At 72.4% G+C, this 15,568-nt stretch carries 16 protein-coding genes; 11 read left to right on the top strand and 5 right to left on the bottom strand.

Annotated elements, in window-relative coordinates:
- Positions 1–44: 44 nt before the first annotated feature.
- The 3 genes from ACZ6RC_RS28005 (at position 45) to ACZ6RC_RS27995 (ending at position 1,899) form a co-directional block, all read left to right on the top strand.
- Positions 45–587 carry a hypothetical protein gene (locus tag ACZ6RC_RS28005; RefSeq protein ID WP_469588245.1) on the top strand — a complete coding sequence of 181 codons (543 nt, stop codon included), beginning with the start codon at positions 45–47 and terminating at the stop codon, positions 585–587.
- Between the two features lie 66 nt (positions 588–653).
- Entirely contained in the window at positions 654–1,292 is a 639-nt protein-coding gene (locus ACZ6RC_RS28000; RefSeq protein WP_469588242.1) for a TetR/AcrR family transcriptional regulator, read from the top strand.
- On the top strand, positions 1,282–1,899 hold the full coding sequence (locus ACZ6RC_RS27995; RefSeq protein WP_469588239.1) for a hypothetical protein: 618 nt from the start codon (positions 1,282–1,284) through the stop codon (positions 1,897–1,899). The genes ACZ6RC_RS28000 and ACZ6RC_RS27995 overlap by 11 nt, the downstream gene beginning before the upstream one ends.
- A 415-nt stretch (positions 1,900–2,314) precedes the next feature.
- Here the strand turns inward: ACZ6RC_RS27995 and ACZ6RC_RS27990 are convergent, their stop codons facing one another.
- From ACZ6RC_RS27990 to ACZ6RC_RS27980, 3 genes are all read right to left on the bottom strand, one after another.
- Entirely contained in the window at positions 2,315–3,127 is an 813-nt protein-coding gene (locus ACZ6RC_RS27990) for a cytochrome c oxidase assembly protein (protein ID WP_469588849.1), read from the bottom strand.
- A 32-nt stretch (positions 3,128–3,159) separates the two neighbouring features.
- A complete protein-coding gene (locus tag ACZ6RC_RS27985; protein ID WP_469588234.1) occupies positions 3,160–3,717 on the bottom strand; it encodes a DUF2243 domain-containing protein in 558 nt (185 codons plus the stop codon).
- A 198-nt stretch (positions 3,718–3,915) separates the two neighbouring features.
- Complete coding sequence (locus tag ACZ6RC_RS27980) at positions 3,916–4,278, bottom strand: winged helix-turn-helix transcriptional regulator (RefSeq protein WP_453619836.1); 363 nt, start codon at positions 4,276–4,278, stop codon at positions 3,916–3,918.
- 147 nt (positions 4,279–4,425) lie between these two features.
- Between ACZ6RC_RS27980 and ACZ6RC_RS27975 the strand changes: the two genes are divergently transcribed.
- Together ACZ6RC_RS27975 and ACZ6RC_RS27970 are read left to right on the top strand one after the other, a co-directional pair.
- Complete coding sequence (locus ACZ6RC_RS27975; RefSeq protein ID WP_469588230.1) at positions 4,426–5,304, top strand: NAD(P)-dependent oxidoreductase; 879 nt, start codon at positions 4,426–4,428, stop codon at positions 5,302–5,304.
- 1,433 nt (positions 5,305–6,737) lie between these two features.
- Positions 6,738–7,076 (top strand): MerR family transcriptional regulator, encoded by a 339-nt coding sequence (locus ACZ6RC_RS27970; protein ID WP_453619839.1) that lies wholly within the window; start codon positions 6,738–6,740, stop codon positions 7,074–7,076.
- A gap of 280 nt (positions 7,077–7,356) precedes the next feature.
- On the opposite strand, the gene ACZ6RC_RS27965 is transcribed toward ACZ6RC_RS27970, so the two are convergent.
- Positions 7,357–7,848, bottom strand: coding sequence for an SRPBCC family protein (locus ACZ6RC_RS27965; RefSeq protein ID WP_469588226.1), 492 nt, complete (start codon positions 7,846–7,848; stop codon positions 7,357–7,359).
- Between the two features lie 348 nt (positions 7,849–8,196).
- Here ACZ6RC_RS27965 and ACZ6RC_RS27960 point away from each other — a divergent pair, with 348 nt between their 5' ends.
- The 4 genes from ACZ6RC_RS27960 to ACZ6RC_RS27945 are packed head-to-tail and all read left to right on the top strand — an operon-like array spanning position 8,197 to position 10,905.
- Positions 8,197–8,709 carry a hypothetical protein gene (locus ACZ6RC_RS27960; protein WP_469588223.1) on the top strand — a complete coding sequence of 171 codons (513 nt, stop codon included), beginning with the start codon at positions 8,197–8,199 and terminating at the stop codon, positions 8,707–8,709.
- Positions 8,706–9,050, top strand: a complete 345-nt coding sequence (locus ACZ6RC_RS27955; RefSeq protein WP_469588220.1) for a transcriptional regulator — start codon at positions 8,706–8,708, stop codon at positions 9,048–9,050. Before ACZ6RC_RS27960 ends, ACZ6RC_RS27955 begins: the two co-directional genes overlap by 4 nt.
- Complete coding sequence (locus tag ACZ6RC_RS27950) at positions 9,047–10,033, top strand: ABC transporter ATP-binding protein (protein WP_469588217.1); 987 nt, start codon at positions 9,047–9,049, stop codon at positions 10,031–10,033. The genes ACZ6RC_RS27955 and ACZ6RC_RS27950 overlap by 4 nt, the downstream gene beginning before the upstream one ends.
- A gap of 11 nt (positions 10,034–10,044) precedes the next feature.
- Positions 10,045–10,905, top strand: a complete 861-nt coding sequence (locus tag ACZ6RC_RS27945) for an ABC transporter permease (RefSeq protein WP_469588214.1) — start codon at positions 10,045–10,047, stop codon at positions 10,903–10,905.
- A gap of 467 nt (positions 10,906–11,372) precedes the next feature.
- Here the strand turns inward: ACZ6RC_RS27945 and ACZ6RC_RS27940 are convergent, their stop codons facing one another.
- On the bottom strand, positions 11,373–12,098 hold the full coding sequence (locus tag ACZ6RC_RS27940) for a TetR family transcriptional regulator (protein ID WP_469588211.1): 726 nt from the start codon (positions 12,096–12,098) through the stop codon (positions 11,373–11,375).
- Between the two features lie 135 nt (positions 12,099–12,233).
- On the opposite strand from ACZ6RC_RS27940, the gene ACZ6RC_RS27935 reads away from it, so the two are divergent.
- Both ACZ6RC_RS27935 and ACZ6RC_RS27930 read left to right on the top strand, forming a co-directional pair.
- A complete protein-coding gene (locus ACZ6RC_RS27935) occupies positions 12,234–13,721 on the top strand; it encodes an APC family permease (protein WP_469588208.1) in 1,488 nt (495 codons plus the stop codon).
- Between the two features lie 136 nt (positions 13,722–13,857).
- Complete coding sequence (locus ACZ6RC_RS27930; RefSeq protein WP_469588205.1) at positions 13,858–15,540, top strand: amidohydrolase; 1,683 nt, start codon at positions 13,858–13,860, stop codon at positions 15,538–15,540.
- Positions 15,541–15,568 lie beyond the last annotated feature (28 nt).

The raw sequence follows: 15,568 nt of genomic DNA, 5'->3' as shown, positions 1-15,568 counted from the left end.
AGCCGCGCAGACGGTGCGCCGGCAGGGCGTGGAACACTGCGCGGATGACGACCAAGGCGTACCTGCGCACCTACGCGCTGGCCCTCCCGCAGGCCGGGGAGCACACCGGCCGCCCCGGGACCGCGACCTACTCCGTAGGCGGCAGGGTGTTCGCCGAGCTGACGAAGGACGGGGACGTACGGCTGCGCCTGCCCGAGGAGGCGACGGCGGAGGCGGCGACCGCGCACCCCACGGGGGAGCGCCTCTTCCGGGCGGGGCGCCCGGCGGGCTTCCGCGTCCCGCTGGCCGACGTCGACGGCCGGCAGCTGAACGCCCTGGTGCGGGCCGCCTGGGCCGCCCGCGCCCCCCGACGGCTCGCCAGGGCCCTGGCCGCGGCGGAAGCCGCCGCCGACAGGCCCGTCGGCGACCTCCCGGCCGGCATCGGCCGCCCGGCCACCCAGGCCCTGACGGGCGCCGGCCTGACCACCCTCGACGCCATCGCCCGGCACACCGCCGCCGAACTCTTGGCCCTGCACGGTCTCGGCCCCAAGGCGGTCCGCATCCTGACGGAACACCTGCGCGAGCAGGGCCGCACCCTGCGCCCGTAGCCGCGGGACGCCCTACAGGTACCGGTGGGGTGTACTAGTAGTACACCCCACCGGTACGGTGAGGTCATGCCTCTTCCCCGTTTCGACCGCCTGCCCGTCGAACGCCGTGAGCACATCCTGGGCGCGGCGCGCCGGCTCTTCGCCGAGCACGGCACCGCAGGCGCCTCCTACAACAAGATCATCGAAGCGGCGGGGGTCTCCAAGACCGCCGCCTATCACTACTTCGACGGCCGTGAGGACCTGCTCGCCGCCGTCCTCGACGGGGTGCTCCAGCGGCTGCTCGACGCCCTCGGCCCCTGGGGCCAGGCCCGTGACGAGGCCGCGTTCCGCTCCCGGTTCGCCGCCGGCTCCACCGCCCTCGCGGTCCACCTCCGCGACCACCCCGACGACCTGGCGCTCGCGGACGCCGCCATCGAACGCACCCAGGCGGGGCCCTGGCTCGACTGGTTCGGCCACATGATCACGGACGGGCAGCGGCTCGGGCTGATCCGTACCGACATCGACCACGGGCTGCTGGTGTCGGTGACCGCGGCGGTCGTGCGGGCCGCCGACGCCCGGGCCCTGGCCCGCCTGACGAGCGGCCCCAGCGCGGCCGCGGTCCCTCTCGAAGACGAGACGGTGGCGCAGCTGTGGAGCCTGCTGTACGGCCTGTGGGGCGGGGCGGCCGCCGCAGCGGACGGGAAGGCGCCGGCCGATGCGCACTGATCTGCGGATCTCCTGGGAGGTCCCGGCCACCCGGCCCGGCCTCGCGGGACGCCTCGAGCGGTTCATGGGCCCGGGCAAGTCCCGTTCCGAGTCCGCCGTGGAGATCCTCGGCCTTCTCGGCTGCGCCCTGCTCCTGGCCGTCGGCGTGTGGACCTCGCACGCCGCACGCCACTGGTCCACCACGCAACTCGTCGTGGTCGCTCTGGCCGGGTTCGATCTGATCGGCGGCGTCCTGACCAACGCCACCAACGCCGCGAAGCGCTGGTACCACCGGGCCGCCCCCGGGGCCAGGCGCGCCCGGCTGGTGTTCGTCTCGGCGCACCTGATCCACCTCGCCGCGATGGGGCTGGTCGTCCTGTCCGGTGACCAGACCTGGACGCTCGTCAACGGCGCCCTGCTGCTCGGCGGGGCGGTGATCGTGGAGTTCTCGCCCCTGCACCTCAGGCGGCTGCTGGCGATGGCCCTGTGGATGGCCGCCGTCCTGGTCAACCTGTTCTGGCTGCCCCTGCCCGCCGCACTCGCCTGGTTCGCTCCGCTGTTCTTCCTCAAACTGCTCGTCTGCCACCTCGTGCCGGAGGCCCCCCTGGAGCGGCGGGCGCCTGTCTGAGGCCGAAGAGGAAGCTTCCTGCAGGGCACCGGCCCCGCCCCGCCCGCCCGCCTGCACCGGCCCCGCCCGCCCGCCTGCACCGGCCCCGCCCCGCCCGCCTGTGCCGGCCTGCCGGCGGCCGCCTTCGCCCGGAAGCTCTCCCTCTCCTTCGGCCTGCGGCAGACCGGGCCCCGTTCGCACCCGCGGGGTCCGCCCCCGTCCTGCCCACCGGTGCCGGGTGGCCGCGCATCCAAGGGGCGGCAGTACGCAAGCGAGGTTCGCCGCGCCGGGAACACCGGCCCACCGGCCGGCGCCGACCCGGGCGGGCGCGGGTGGATCAGCGCGGGTGGATCAGCGCGGGCGGATCCGGGGGAGTGCTCGTTCCCAGGCGTCGGGGCTTTCCCCCCAGAAGGCCACGGAGCAGAAGAAGGCAGATCTACGCCCGCGGTGATGCGGCCGCCGTCGCACGGGCGCGGCCGCGTACCCGCCCAGCACCTGCGGTGCGCCGCGGGCGCCAGGTCGCCACGAGCGCGACGGCCAGGAGCAGCTCGGCGATGTCGCCGCCGTAGTACATGATCTCCGCGCCGCCTCGGACCTGTTCGACGGGCGCGTGGATGTCGATGCCGAACCCGCCGTACATCAGCTGCGAGATCACCGCGTGCGCGGCGATCGCCACCCCCAGCACCACCAGCCGCGCCCGCACACCGGGCCGGGCGGGCGCGGGATCGGGGCCGGCGATGGCGTAGGCGAACAGACACCCGGTGAGCAGAAAGTGCGCGTGCAGCAGCCAGTGCAGCCAGGGGTCCGCCGACAACGTGTTGTACAGCGGCGTGAAGTACAGCAGCGTCAGCGTGCCCACGCTCAGCACCAGCGCGGTGACCGGATGGGCCGGCACGTGCGCGGGGCGGCTGCGCAGCAGGCGGGTCAGCCTCCGGCCCTGCCCTGCGGGCAGGTTCCGCAGCAGCAGCGTGACGGGCGCCCCCAGGACCAGCCCGAGCGACGCGTACATACCGATCAGCAGGTGCTGGAGCATGTGGCCACGAAAATCACCGTGAGCCCACGGGGCGACCGGCGGCAGCACCCCGGCCGCCAGCAGCGCGCACCCGGCCAGGAACCAGCCCGTCCGCCACCGGCTCCACCCGGCCTGCGCGTGACGCCGGCCGGCGCGGGCGGCCAGCAGCAGATAGCCGCCCGCCAGCACCACGACCACCACCGCCGGCGCCAGCACCTCCCACGGCACGCCGCCCATCTCCTCGTGCACGGCGGGATGCTGACGGACGCTCACGCGTGCGGCGCTTCGCGCACCGGGCCGTCACCCTGCGGGTCGAAAGCCACCGCCCGGCGCTGCATCAGCCACCCCACCACTACCAGCAGCGCCCCCAGCAGCAGGAACCCGAGGTCCCACCAGAGCTGCTGCTCCCCGGCGTAGACGTGGTGGATGCCCAGAATGTGGTGGTCCACGATGCCCTCGACCAGGTTGAACAGGCCCCAGCCGACTACAATCCAGCCCCACAGCGCCGCCGATGTCCACACCCGGCGCCGGTGGTGCGTCACCCGCGCGTACAGGATCGCCAGACCGGCGAGGACCGCCAGCCAGCAGAGCGTGTGGAAGATCCCGTCCCACACCGTGTTCATCTCCAGCCCGGACACGGTGTTCGCCGGGTAGTACTTCACCCCGATCCGGTCGTGATCGGTGCTGGTCAGCATGTGATGCCACTGCAGCAGCTGATGCAGCAGGATCCCGTCCACGAAACCGCCCAGACCGACCCCCAGGACGATCCCGGGCAACCGCAGCCCCCGCGCCTCCCCCGCCGTCCCTCCCGCACGATCCGCACGCACGCTCGACATCGCGTTCAACCTCCGCTGGACCGTCAGGGGGACACTCGGGCGGACACCCGAACTCAGCCGTCCCCCCGCCATCGATCCACATCACCGACGCGCCGCATCAGACCTCCGTCTGCCCACCCCGCGGCCCCCGATCGGCAGACACTCAAGGGACCGGCGAAGGACACCGGCCACGACCTGGCCGGCTACGTCTCAGGCAGCCTCGACGGTGATCTTCTCCGCGCCGATCCGCCGGATCCGCTCCTGCCCCCACACCGCCAGAGACTCCAGCGCGGCGTTGAGGGAGACGCCGTGCTCCGTCAGGGAGTACTCGACCTTGGGCGGCACCACGGGATACACCTCACGGTGCACAAGGCCGTCCTCCTCCATCTCCCGCAGGTGCTGGACGAGCATCTTCTCGCTGACGCCCGGAAGACCGCGCCGCAGCTCCGAGAAGCGGCGTGTTCCGCGCTCCTGGAGTTCCCAGAGGATCAGGGACTTCCACTTGCCGGTGACGACGTCCATCGCCGCGTCGATCCCGCAGACGTAGGGGCCCTGCCGTGCCGACGTCGCCATGCGCGCCTCCGCGTCGTCCGGGGACGCTCACCCTCGGGTAAGTACCCCACTAAATAGTCCGTACTGGTCAACCCTACTGACCCTGCGGAGGATTGAGGCATCGACGGACTCGACGAAGACCCGACGAAGACCCGACGGAGGAATGAGATGACGGAGAACCACCACACCCACGTGAGCGTCCTCGGACTCGGCGCGATGGGCAGCGTGCTCGCCGACGTACTGGTGAAGGCCGGGCTGCGGACCACGGTGTGGAACCGCTCGGCGGGGAAGGCCGGCACGCTCGTCGCGCGGGGGGCGGTGGAGGCGGCCTCGGCTGCCGAGGCGGTCCGGGCGAGCCGGCTGGTGATCGTCTGCCTCTTCGACCACGACTCGGTGCACGAGGTGCTCGACCCGCTCGTCGGCGACCTGGCCGGACGGACGCTGATCAACGTGACCACGACCAAGCCCGAGCAGGCACGGCAGCTGGCCGCCTGGGCCGCCGAGGCCGGGATCGCCTACCTGGACGGCGGCATCATGGCGGTGCCGTCCATGATCGGACAGCCGGGTGCCTCGATCCTGTACAGCGGCTCGGAAGAGGTGTTCCGTGAGCACGCGGCGCTGCTCGACCTGTGGGCGAGCAGCACCTACTACGGCGAGGACGCGGGGCTGGCGTCGCTGTACGACTTCGCGCTGCTCTCGTCGATGTACGTGATGTTCGCGGGGTTCATGCACGGTGCGGCCATGCTCGCGCCGGCCGGGGTGTCCGCGAGCCGGTTCGCGGAGCTGGCCGCACCGTGGCTGACCGCGATGACCGGCGGACTCGCGGGATTCGCCGAGGTCATCGACGGCGGGGACTACACCGTCCCGGGACAGCAGAGTCTGGAGTTCTCCCAGCTCGGTCTCTTCATCGAGGCGAGCGCCGAGCAGGGCGTGAGCGCCGAGCCGATCGCCATGGTCCAGCGGCTCATCCAGCGCCAGGTGGACGCCGGCCACGGGGCGGAGGGGTTCGCCAGAATCATCGAGAGCATCAAGCACCCCGCCGCCTGACCGCCGGCCGTCGCCCCCTGCCCGCCCGGCACACGACGCCGACACCGCCCACCGCGCGCCCATCCCTCCAGCGGGCCGCTGTGCGTATCGACAAGGAGACGAGTCGCCTCAGGGCGCCTTCGTGGTCGAGAGGACGTCCCCAGCCCGTAGAGCGAACGCTGTTACGGTCATGCGCCCACGTACAGCCGTCGACGCCACCACGGATACGGTCTGCCGGTCCGGTCCAGCCAATGGCCTGGGTCTGGGTCAGGGTCGAGAAGTGTCCTGCGGCGGAATTGCGTATCGAGGCCGGCAAGCAGCTGCCGTAGTTCCCGGCGGGCCGTCGGCGGAAGCCTGCCCGCGAGGCGCTGGCGTCACACGGTGGGCCTGCGGTACGGGGCGGAGCAGCCCGGGTCGTCGACCACGGCTGGACGACGCCACCGCCCTCGTCGCCTCATCGCTCAGCCGAACCTTCGCGCCGCGTGACTGCCGTGCGCTTGCCGAACAGGGGGAACCGTCCAAACCGTCCACGCCAGACGCCTTGGCGTGACCGGGGGAGCGAGGTGCTCACGGTCCTGCCGCCGGCCGCATGGGCGGATCGCGGCGGTGGCGCGGGCGAGGCGGTTGCCCCTGAGCTGGGTCGGCCGAAGCCTCGGGTTCGCTCACGGCCCCGCCACTGTTCGAGGGTGATTACCTCACTGTCGAACACGCGAAAATCTATCTCGGCCGGAGTAGACATTGGGTGGTGGGGTGGTTATGGTTTCTCTCGTAGCCAGAGAGACCGCAGGGCCCGGCAGAGACGAACTGCCGGGCAGCAGTACCCGCAGTTGCAGTTCGCACGACGGTGCGGTGGTGGAGTGTCGAAGCCAGGGTGGTTGCAGGACGGCGACGGGACTGACGACCGGACCGGGTGGCCCGCAGTGATCAGGGGCCGCCAGTACCGAAGTGGCAGTACCCAGCAGTGAAGTCAGTGAGCAGTACCTCGGTGAAGGCGTCGGCTGCGGGCGCGCGCACCGGGAAGTTCGGCAGTGGGGTTCCAAGCCAGAGCAGACGCAGGACGGGCAACGGGGCTGGCTGTCGAAGAGCGGCGCTGTCACAGGCCGCAGAGCAGTTCGCATCACCAGTAGTACGCAGTAATGCAGTACCGGCATCACCAGCAGTACGCAGTTCCCGTTGGGAAAGTAGTTGATCACCGAGGGAAGAAGCGGAGGGACGAAGCGCCATCAGGATCGCCCGGGCGGAAGACGTGAGCCCGGGTACCGCAGGACATCGATAGTGAGGTGGTCTCCGGTCAAGCAACCGCGATCCCCGCGCCCCCGACAGCATCTCGGTCGGGTCCGCGGACACAGAAGGCCGGCGCAGGATCAGGGCCGGCAGATGGTGTAGCAGTTCCTTCGGGGCCCTGGTGCCGTACGGCACCAGGGCCCCTCCATGCGTCCCAAGAGAGAGGTGCAATGACCGCAGACGACACGTACGACCGTCTCGACGACGACGGCTTTCCCGCCTACACCATGGGCCGGGCCGCCGAACTGCTCGGCACCACCCAGGGCTTCCTGCGCGCCATCGGCGAAGCCCGCCTCATCACCCCGCTCCGCTCCGCGGGAGGCCACCGGCGCTACTCCCGATACCAGTTGCGCATCGCCGCCCGGGCCCGGGAACTCGTCGACCAGGGCACCCCGATCGAGGCCGCCTGCCGCATCATCATCCTCGAAGACCAGCTCGAAGAAGCCCAGCGCATCAACGCCGCATACCGCCGCGCCACCGAAACGACCGACCCCCCGGCCGCGGCCTGACCGTGCCCCGCCCGCCGCACCTCGGCGGGCCCCGCACCGATGCGGGCGTTCCGTCTGATGGCAGCATGTACGGGCGGGTAGCGTCCCGGTCGGCTGTCGTGGTTCGGAACAACTTCCCTTTGCCCATGCCTTCGGCGTGGGCGTCCTGCTGTGCTGTGCCGCAGGAAAAGGGCGATCGCTTCCGCCGCCCGGGCGTTCATCGGCCGGAAGGCCGGGCAGTTGGCGGGATCCGCAGGGGACAGCACTCCACACCGTCAGACGCCTGACCGGTTACGGCAGATCAGTCCGTCGCCTCGCGTACGTCCTTTCCCTGCTCGGCGAACGCCTTGAAGTCCTGCAGGTGCTGTTGCGACTGCTTGCGGAAGGCGCCGGGCATCAGAAGTCCCGCCAGCTTCATGAGGAAGCCGCTGAACCGGTATTCGTTCTCGCTCTCCCAGAGCGTCGTTTCCGGGCCGGCTTCGGTCAGCCGGTCGCGCACGGCGCTCCACATGCCCTCGCCGACGATCTCGCGGTCGAAGTGAACGGCGCTCGTTTTCGGGATCTCGCGCAGGTCCGCCGGTTCTCGGCGTGTGATGGTCTCGGTGCACTCCATCGTCCGCTGGCCCATCTGCATCACCACCCGCGACGTGGTGCCGAGCTGCCCGTGCTCCCCGCTCAGCGGCTCGTGCAGCACCAGGCCCCGCAGCCATGAGGGCAAATGTGCCGGGTCGGCGAGCAGCTGGGCCACCTTCTCCCGCGGCAGGGCGATCTCGGTGGAGACGGTGTATTTCATGGGCGCATCATTCCTTTCCTTCTCGCTTGTACTGCTCGTCGTGCTCCTGTGTCCGCAGAGCGGAAGGCGGACGTGCGATCTGCGGCAGGGTGCCGGAGGGTGCGTTCACTGTGCGATCTCGGTACGCATTGCTGAGCTTACGCAGCGCGGAAGCGGCCTTCCGCCTGGCGATTCGTCATTCTCATCGTGCGGCTCGCAGGGGCCGAGCGCCTCGACCTCCCCTTGCACCACCCGGCCGATGACGGACCCGTACCCAGCACCGGCACGTACCGGCACACCTCCGACTTGCCTAGGAGGAAAGCCAGGAGTTACTTTCCTTGTAGGAAAGTAATCGGGAGCGGGAGGGCGATGACCGTGAGCATGCCGGTGGATGCCGAACAGGCATGGAAGGATCTCCAGCGCATCCGAGTGCCGCAGGAGCGGGTGTACGACGAGTTCGAGCGCTCCACGTCCGGCGGGCGCGGCATGACCTACGGCACGGCCGCGCTCATGTGGGTCTTCCTTGCCGGCGTCGGCATGGACCTGCCCCAGTGGGGCGTCGCACTGTTCGTGGCCGCCTACGTCGGCCTGTTGAGCGGGCTGGTCGTGATGCTCAGCCGCAGGAGGCGGATGCAGCTGCACCACACCCGCTACCCCGGACGTGCGTGGGCCGCGTTCGGTGCGGCGGCGATCCTGGTCGGCGGGACGACCGTGCTGTCGGACCACCTGACCGAGCCGCTGGCGCCGATCTACGCCGGCCCCCTCCAGGCCACGGCCGCGGTGACCGTGTACCTGCTCTCCCTCGGCCTGACCAACCGCTGGGCGGCCGACTCGGTGCGCAGCGGCGGCGAACCGGCGGCCGGGCAGGAGGCGGGCCGATGAGCACCCCCGCCGGCTTCGACGACCTGATCCACCCCGCCACCCGGCTCTCGGTGGTCGCACTCCTCGCCGCCACCGAGTGGGCGGACTTCGCGTTCGTCCGCGACAGCCTCTCGCTCAGCGACTCCGCGCTCTCCAAGCAGCTGCACACCCTGGAGGGGGCCGGATACCTGGAGACCCACAAGGAGGGCGGCGGCCGCAACCGCCGTACCAAGGTACGGCTGACGGACCGCGGCCGCACCGCCTTCGAGGGGCATGTGGCGGCGCTGCGGGCCATCGTCGACGGCGCCGCGCCCGCGGCCGGGCCGGCACGGCAGCGGCCCCGCGCGGAAGCGGGCCGATGACGGCGTCCGGGCGCAACGGCGTCCAGCCCGTGATCCGGGTACGCGATCTGACCATGGCGTACGGCGATACGGACGTCCTGCGCGGCGTCGATCTGGACATCCACCGCGGCGAGGTGTTCGCGCTGCTCGGGCCCAACGGCGCGGGGAAGACCACCACCGTCGAGATCCTGGAAGGCTTCCGACCGCGCTCCGGCGGGCAGGTGAGCGTCCTCGGCAGGGATCCCGAGCGGGGCGGCGACGCCTGGCGAGCCCGGATCGGCCTGGTCCTGCAGTCCTGGCGCGACCACCGCCGCTGGCGGGTCGCCGAGCTGCTGACCCACTTCGCGACCTACTACCCCGACCCGCGCGACCCGGCCGAACTGCTGGCCCTGGTCGGCCTCACCGACCATGCCGGCCGGCAGGTGGACCGGCTGTCCGGCGGCCAGCGCCGGCGCCTCGACGTCGCGCTCGGCATCGTCGGCCGTCCCGAACTCCTCTTCCTCGACGAGCCGACCACCGGCTTCGACCCTCAGGCGCGCCACGACTTCCACCTCCTGGTCGAACAGCTGGCCCGCGACGAGGGCGTCACCGTCCTGCTCACCACCCACGACCTGGCGGAAGCCGAGCGGCTCGCCGACCGGATCGCCATGCTGGTCGGCGGCCGGATCCGCGCCTGTGGCACACCCGTGGAACTGGCCCGGCGGGCGGCCGCCCAGGCCGAGGTCCGCTGGACGGCCGACGACGGGACGCCCCGCCGCGAACGCACCAAGGACCCCTCACGGCTGGTCTGGGAACTCCACCGGCACGCGGACGGCCCGATCGCCGACCTGGAGGTCCGCCGCCCGACGCTGGAGGACACCTACCTGCACATGGTGCACCGGGAGGCCGCCGGCACGGACGAAGCAGACGGTACGGACGAAGCCGCCGGCACGGATGAAGCCGCCGGCAAGGGTGAAGCCGCCGGCACGGGCAGGGACGCGCACGAGGAGGCACCGGCCGCATGAGGGGGACGGACATGACGAACAGGACGAACAGCCGGCGTGCCGGACTCCAGCGCGGCGGAATCGAGCTGCGGCACTTCCTGCGCAACGGCAAGGAGATGTCCGGCCATCTGGCCAATGTGGTCGTCGCGCTGCTCGTCGCCGCATACGTCAGCGACGACGTGCCCGGGACCCGGACCCCGATGACTCATCTGGTGCTGGCGGGCTTCGCCGCCTACCTGCTGTTCCAGGTCGGGCTGATCAACCTTCCGCAGCTCCTCGTGACCGAGCGGGAGGAGGGCGCCCTGCTGCGGCTGCGCGCCACGCCCGGCGGGATCCCGGCCTACCTCATCGCCAAATGCCTGCTGATGGTCGTCCTGGCACTCGGCACCCTGGCGCTGCTCCTGGCCGCCGGGGCGCTGCTGGTGGACGGGCCGCTGCCGCACGGGCCGGGCGACTGGCTGACGCTGCTGTGGGTCACCACACTCGGGCTACTCGCCGTCATACCGCTCGGCGCGGCCATCGGCGCCGTACTGCCCAACCCCCGCGAGGCCCTGGCGTTGGTCATGCTGCCGACGATGGGGCTGCTGCTCACCTCGGGGACGGTGTTCCCGATCACCGCGCTGCCCGTGCCGGTCCAGCAGGTGGCCGCGGTCTTTCCGCTCAAGTGGATGGCGCAAGGGCTGCGTTCGGCGCTGCTCCCGGACTCGGCACGGACCGCCGAGGCGGCCGGCTCCTGGGAACTGCCCATGGTCGCCCTGATCCTCACGGCCTGGACGGTCCTCGGGTTCCTCCTCGCGATACCGCTCCTGCGCCGCGCCGCACGGCGCGAGTCCGGCTCGCGGCTGACCGCCCGCCACCGCAAGGCGGCACAGAGCGGCGCACCGGCCGTGTAGACGGCCTCGCGGCCACCGGGCCACGCCGTGTGGCCCGGGACCTGATCGGCCGCCGCCCGCGTCCGGCCACGCCGCCGGGCGGCGCCTGCGCACCTGGGCCGCCGCCCGCGTCCGGCCACGCCGCTGGGCGCCTGCGCACCTGGGCCTCCGCCCTCATCGCCGTCGTCGCCCTCGTCGCCGCCCTCCGATGGCCCAGGCCTGTCCCGTCACCTGCCCCGGGTCCTGCCACGTCGCCTGTCCCGTCGCCTGTCACGTCGCTTGTTCCGGGTCCTGTCACGCGTTCTGTCTGTCGCGCGTGCCGGCCTGCGCCGCTACCCCCAAACCCCTGCCCGGGCCCCGGGCCCCGGGCCCCGGCGGGACGGCGCCCCGTGTGACAGCGCCGCCTTCCTCGCCGCCACCCGGCCCGATCGAAGGCGAGCACCGCCTCGCACTCCGCGGCCGCGGCCCGCCCCTTGACCACCCGCCGGTCAGGGGGCCGAGGCCGTGCCGGTGCGCCGGCCGTCCGGGCCCCGGCTCGCGGCCTCCGCCGCGATCCGCGCCGCGAGCCCGTCCAGAAGGGTCTCCAGCGCGGCGAGGAACACCGTGGTCCCGTCCAGCCGCGCCATGTGGGCCACACTCCGCGCGATCGCGGGGAAGGCGACCGGGTCGGCCGCGGGGTATTCGCGGGTCCATGCCTGCTCGTCGCCCGTACGGGCCGCCCCGTCGAGTGTCTCGAACGCCGCGTCCATCCCGGCCCAGGCCAGGGAGAAGTCCCCGTAGACCCGGTGCAGTACGGCGGCCAGCGCGGGGGAGCAGCCGGCCCGGCCGAAGGCGGCCAGGATGTGCTCCACGATCCGCATCTCGGCGGGGCGCCGGGTGGTGCGGTAGGTGGCCACGACCGCCGCGCCGGGGTGGCGCAGCGCCGTGTCGCGCGTGCGCAGCGCGAGGTCGCGCAGCGTCTCGCGCCAGCTCTCGGAGGGTTCGAACCCGGTCAGCGCCTCCTCGAACAGGCGGTCGGCCAGGGCCAGATGGAGTTCGTCCTTGTCCCTGACGTGCCGGTACAGCGCGGAAGGGTCGACACCCAGTCTGGCGGCGAGCCGCCGCACGCTGAGCGCCGCCGCGCCCTCCTCGTCGGTCAGCGCGAGCGCGGCGTCCACGATGATCCGCAGGTCCAGCTCGACCTTGGGGGGACGGCCTCTGCCTCGTACTGCCATGAGGCGATCAGACCAGGCCGGCCAGCGCCTCCGCAAGCCCTGCCGGGCGGCGTGAAATCTTTTTACCCACACCGTTGACAAAATAGTGCGGCGGGCGGTTGTCTGCGGGGCACCCCGAACCGAGGAGTGCTGCTCATGGACCACGGAAGCCCCGCCTCGGGCGAGGCGTCGCCGCCCGTCGCCACGTTCCGCAAGACCCTCAGCACCCGGCACGGCGTGGTCATCGCGCTGGCCAACATCAGCCCCACCGTCAGCGTCGGCATCGGCCTCGCCTTCCTCGCCGCGCTCGCCGGCACCGCGATGCCCGCCGCCTTCCTGCTCGCGGCCCTGCCGATCCTGGCCGTCTCCGGGGGCTACGCCCGGCTCGCCGCCCGTGACCCCAACTGCGGTACGGCGTACGTCTGGGTGCGCCGGGCGCTCGGTCCCTGGACCGGCTATCTCACCGGATGGACCTCGGTCGCCACCAACATCCTGTTCCTGTCGTACGCGGGCCAGCTCACCGGGCAGTTCACCCTCGCACTGCTCGCGGAGGCAGGTTTCACGGCGCTCTCCGCGGACGACGCCCTCGCGGTCACCGCCACCGGCCTGGTGTGGAGCGGCCTGATCGTCGTGAGTGCGCTGCGGGGGGTGCGGGGCGCCACCGCGGTGCAGAGCGTGCTGCTCGGCGTCTCCGCGGTCGTGGTCACCGTCCTGGTGGCCACCGCCTTCGTCCGGGGTGACGCGGCCCCCGTCTCCGCCTCGTGGTTCTCGCCGTTCGCCTTCCCCGACACGCTCACGCTGCTCGGAGCGACCGTGATGGCGGCGTACATGTTCTGGGGCTGGGAGAGCGCCTTCTCCGTGGTCGAGGAGTCGACCTCGGTCCGCTCGCCGGGCCGGGCCGGAATCATCGCGATCCTCCTCACCACCGGGTTCTTCCTCTTCTCGGCCACCGGCTTCCTGCACGCCCTGACACCCCGGCAGCTCGCGGACCCGCTGTCCGGCGTCACCGAACTGGCCCGCACCTTCTACGGCACCGCGGGCGCGACCGCCGCCCTCGCCGCGATGCTCCTCGCCACCGTCGCCTGCATGCAGTCGAGCGTCATCGCGGGGGCCCGGCTCACGCTCGCCATGGGCCGCGACGGGGTCCTCGGTGCGAGCTGGAGCAGGCTGCACCCCGCCTGGGGCACGCCGGCCACCTCCACCGTGCGCATCGCGGCCCTCGCCGTCGGGGTCTCACTCGCGGGGCTGGCCGCCGGGCCGCTGTCCGAAGTGGTCGTCGCCGTCGTCAACTCCGTCGGCATCCTGGTCTCGCTGATGTACGGGGTCGGCGGCATCGCCTGCGTCGTCACCTTCCGCCGCGAACTGGGGGGCCGGATACGGGACATGCTCGTCGTGGGCCTGCTGCCGCTGCTCGGCGGCCTTGCGCTGCTGCTGCTCGGCGGCCTCGTGGCCCACCAGCAGTGGTACTCGGTGGACCACCTGGCCTTCGACGCCGAGAACGGGCGCTTCCTCACCGTCCTGCCGCTCACCGTCATCGCCCTCGGCATACCCGCCGCCCTGTGGACCCGCTACCGGCGCAGGGCCGCCTACTTCACCCAGCCGCCGACCCCTCTCGCGCCCGCCCCGGCCGCCTCCGCAGGCTGACCGCGACCCGGACCCGGCCGCCGCCACGCCTGCCCCCACCCACCCCACCCCACCCCCCACCCCATCCCACCCTCCAGCCCTCTCCCATCCCGTCTACCCTCCAGCCCTCTCCCGTCCCACCCACCGGAGCCCGCACATGCGCCACGCAGACCTCGTCCTCCTCAACGGCACCATCTGGACGGCATCCCCCGTACGCCACCGGATATCGGCACTGGCCGTCACCGGCGGCCGGATCACCGCCCTGGGCACCGACCGGGAGGTCCGCGAGCACATCGGCCCGCGCACCGAGGTGACCGACCTCGGCGGCCGGTTCGTACAGCCCGGGTTCACCGACGCCCACGTCCACCCGGTGATCGCCGGGATCGGCATGCTCGGATGCGACCTGAGCGCGGGCCGCACCGCCCCCGACTACCGAGCCACGATCGCCGCCTACGCCGCCGCCCACCCAGGGGCCGCCTGGATCCAGGGCAGCGGCTGGTCCTTCGACGCCTTTCCGGGCGGTCTGCCGCACCGCGACCGGCTCGACGACATCCTCCCCGACCGGCCCGCCTACTTCCCCGTCCGCGACGGACACTCGGCGTGGGTGAACTCCCGCGCCCTCGCTATGGCCGGGGTCGACCGGCACACACCCGATCCCGCGGACGGCCGCATCGAGCGCGACGCCACGGGCGAACCCACCGGCGTACTGCACGAGGGCGCCATGACCCTCGTCGGCGCCCTCGTGCCCCCCGCCTCGGCGGCCGAAGCCCGAGCCGGGCTCCTCGCCGCCCAGGAACTGCTGCACTCACTCGGGATCACCGGCTGGCAGGACGCCCTCGTCGGCACGTACGCGGGCTTCCCCGACCCCCTCGACACCTACCTCGCCTGCGACGCCGACGGCTCGTTGACCGCACGGGTGCGCGGAGCGCTGTGGTGGGAACGCGACCAGGACCTCGGCCAGATCGACTCGCTGCTCGCCCGCCGCGAGAAGGCGGCCGCAGGCCGGCGCTTCACCGCCGGCAGCGTCAAGATCATGCAGGACGGGGTGGTGGAGAACTTCTCCGCCGCCATGCTGGAGCCCTACCTGGACTCCTGCGGCTGCCCGGGCGACAACGCCGGGATCTCCATGGTCGACCCGGCCGTGCTCCGCGACGCCGTGATCGCCCTCGACGGCCACGGCTTCCAGATCCACTTCCACGCCCTGGGCGACCGGGCGGTCCGCGAGGCGCTGAACTCGCTCGAAGCGGCCGTGGCCGCGCACGGCCACACCGGCCTGCGCCACCACCTGGCCCACCTCCAGGTGGTGCACCCCGACGACATCCCGCGCTTCCGCACCCTGCGCGCCGCCGCGAACATGCAGCCGCTGTGGGCGGCGCACGAACCGGCGATGGACGAGCTGACGCTGCCCTTCCTCGGCGAGGAACGGGGGCGGCGCCAGTACCCCTTCGCAGCCCTGCACGCGGCCGGCGCCGTCCTCGCGGCGGGCAGCGACTGGTTCGTCTCCAGCCCCGACCCCTGGCACGGCATCCACGTCGCCGTCAACCGCCAGGTATGGGCGGAAGAGCTGGGCGAACCGGACCTGCGCCCCCCGTTCCTGCCCGAACAGCGCCTGGCTCTCAGCGACGCCCTCGCCGCCTACACGGCCGGTTCGGCATGGGTCAACCATCAGGACGACGCCGGTGTGATCGCGCTCGGCCGTCTGGCCGACCTCGCGGTCCTGGACCGCGACCCGTTCGCCATCGCCCCCGCCGACCTCCACGCGGTCCGCACGGTCGAGACGTACGTGGGCGGCGTGCGGGTCTACAGCGCGGACGGGCCCGCGGCCCCCGGCGCGCACTGAACGGGCCGCCGGAAGGGCCCCTCGCGGC

The organism is Streptomyces sp. NPDC048353, from assembly GCF_055587165.1.
This window is presented reverse-complemented; position numbering and strand designations above follow the sequence as displayed.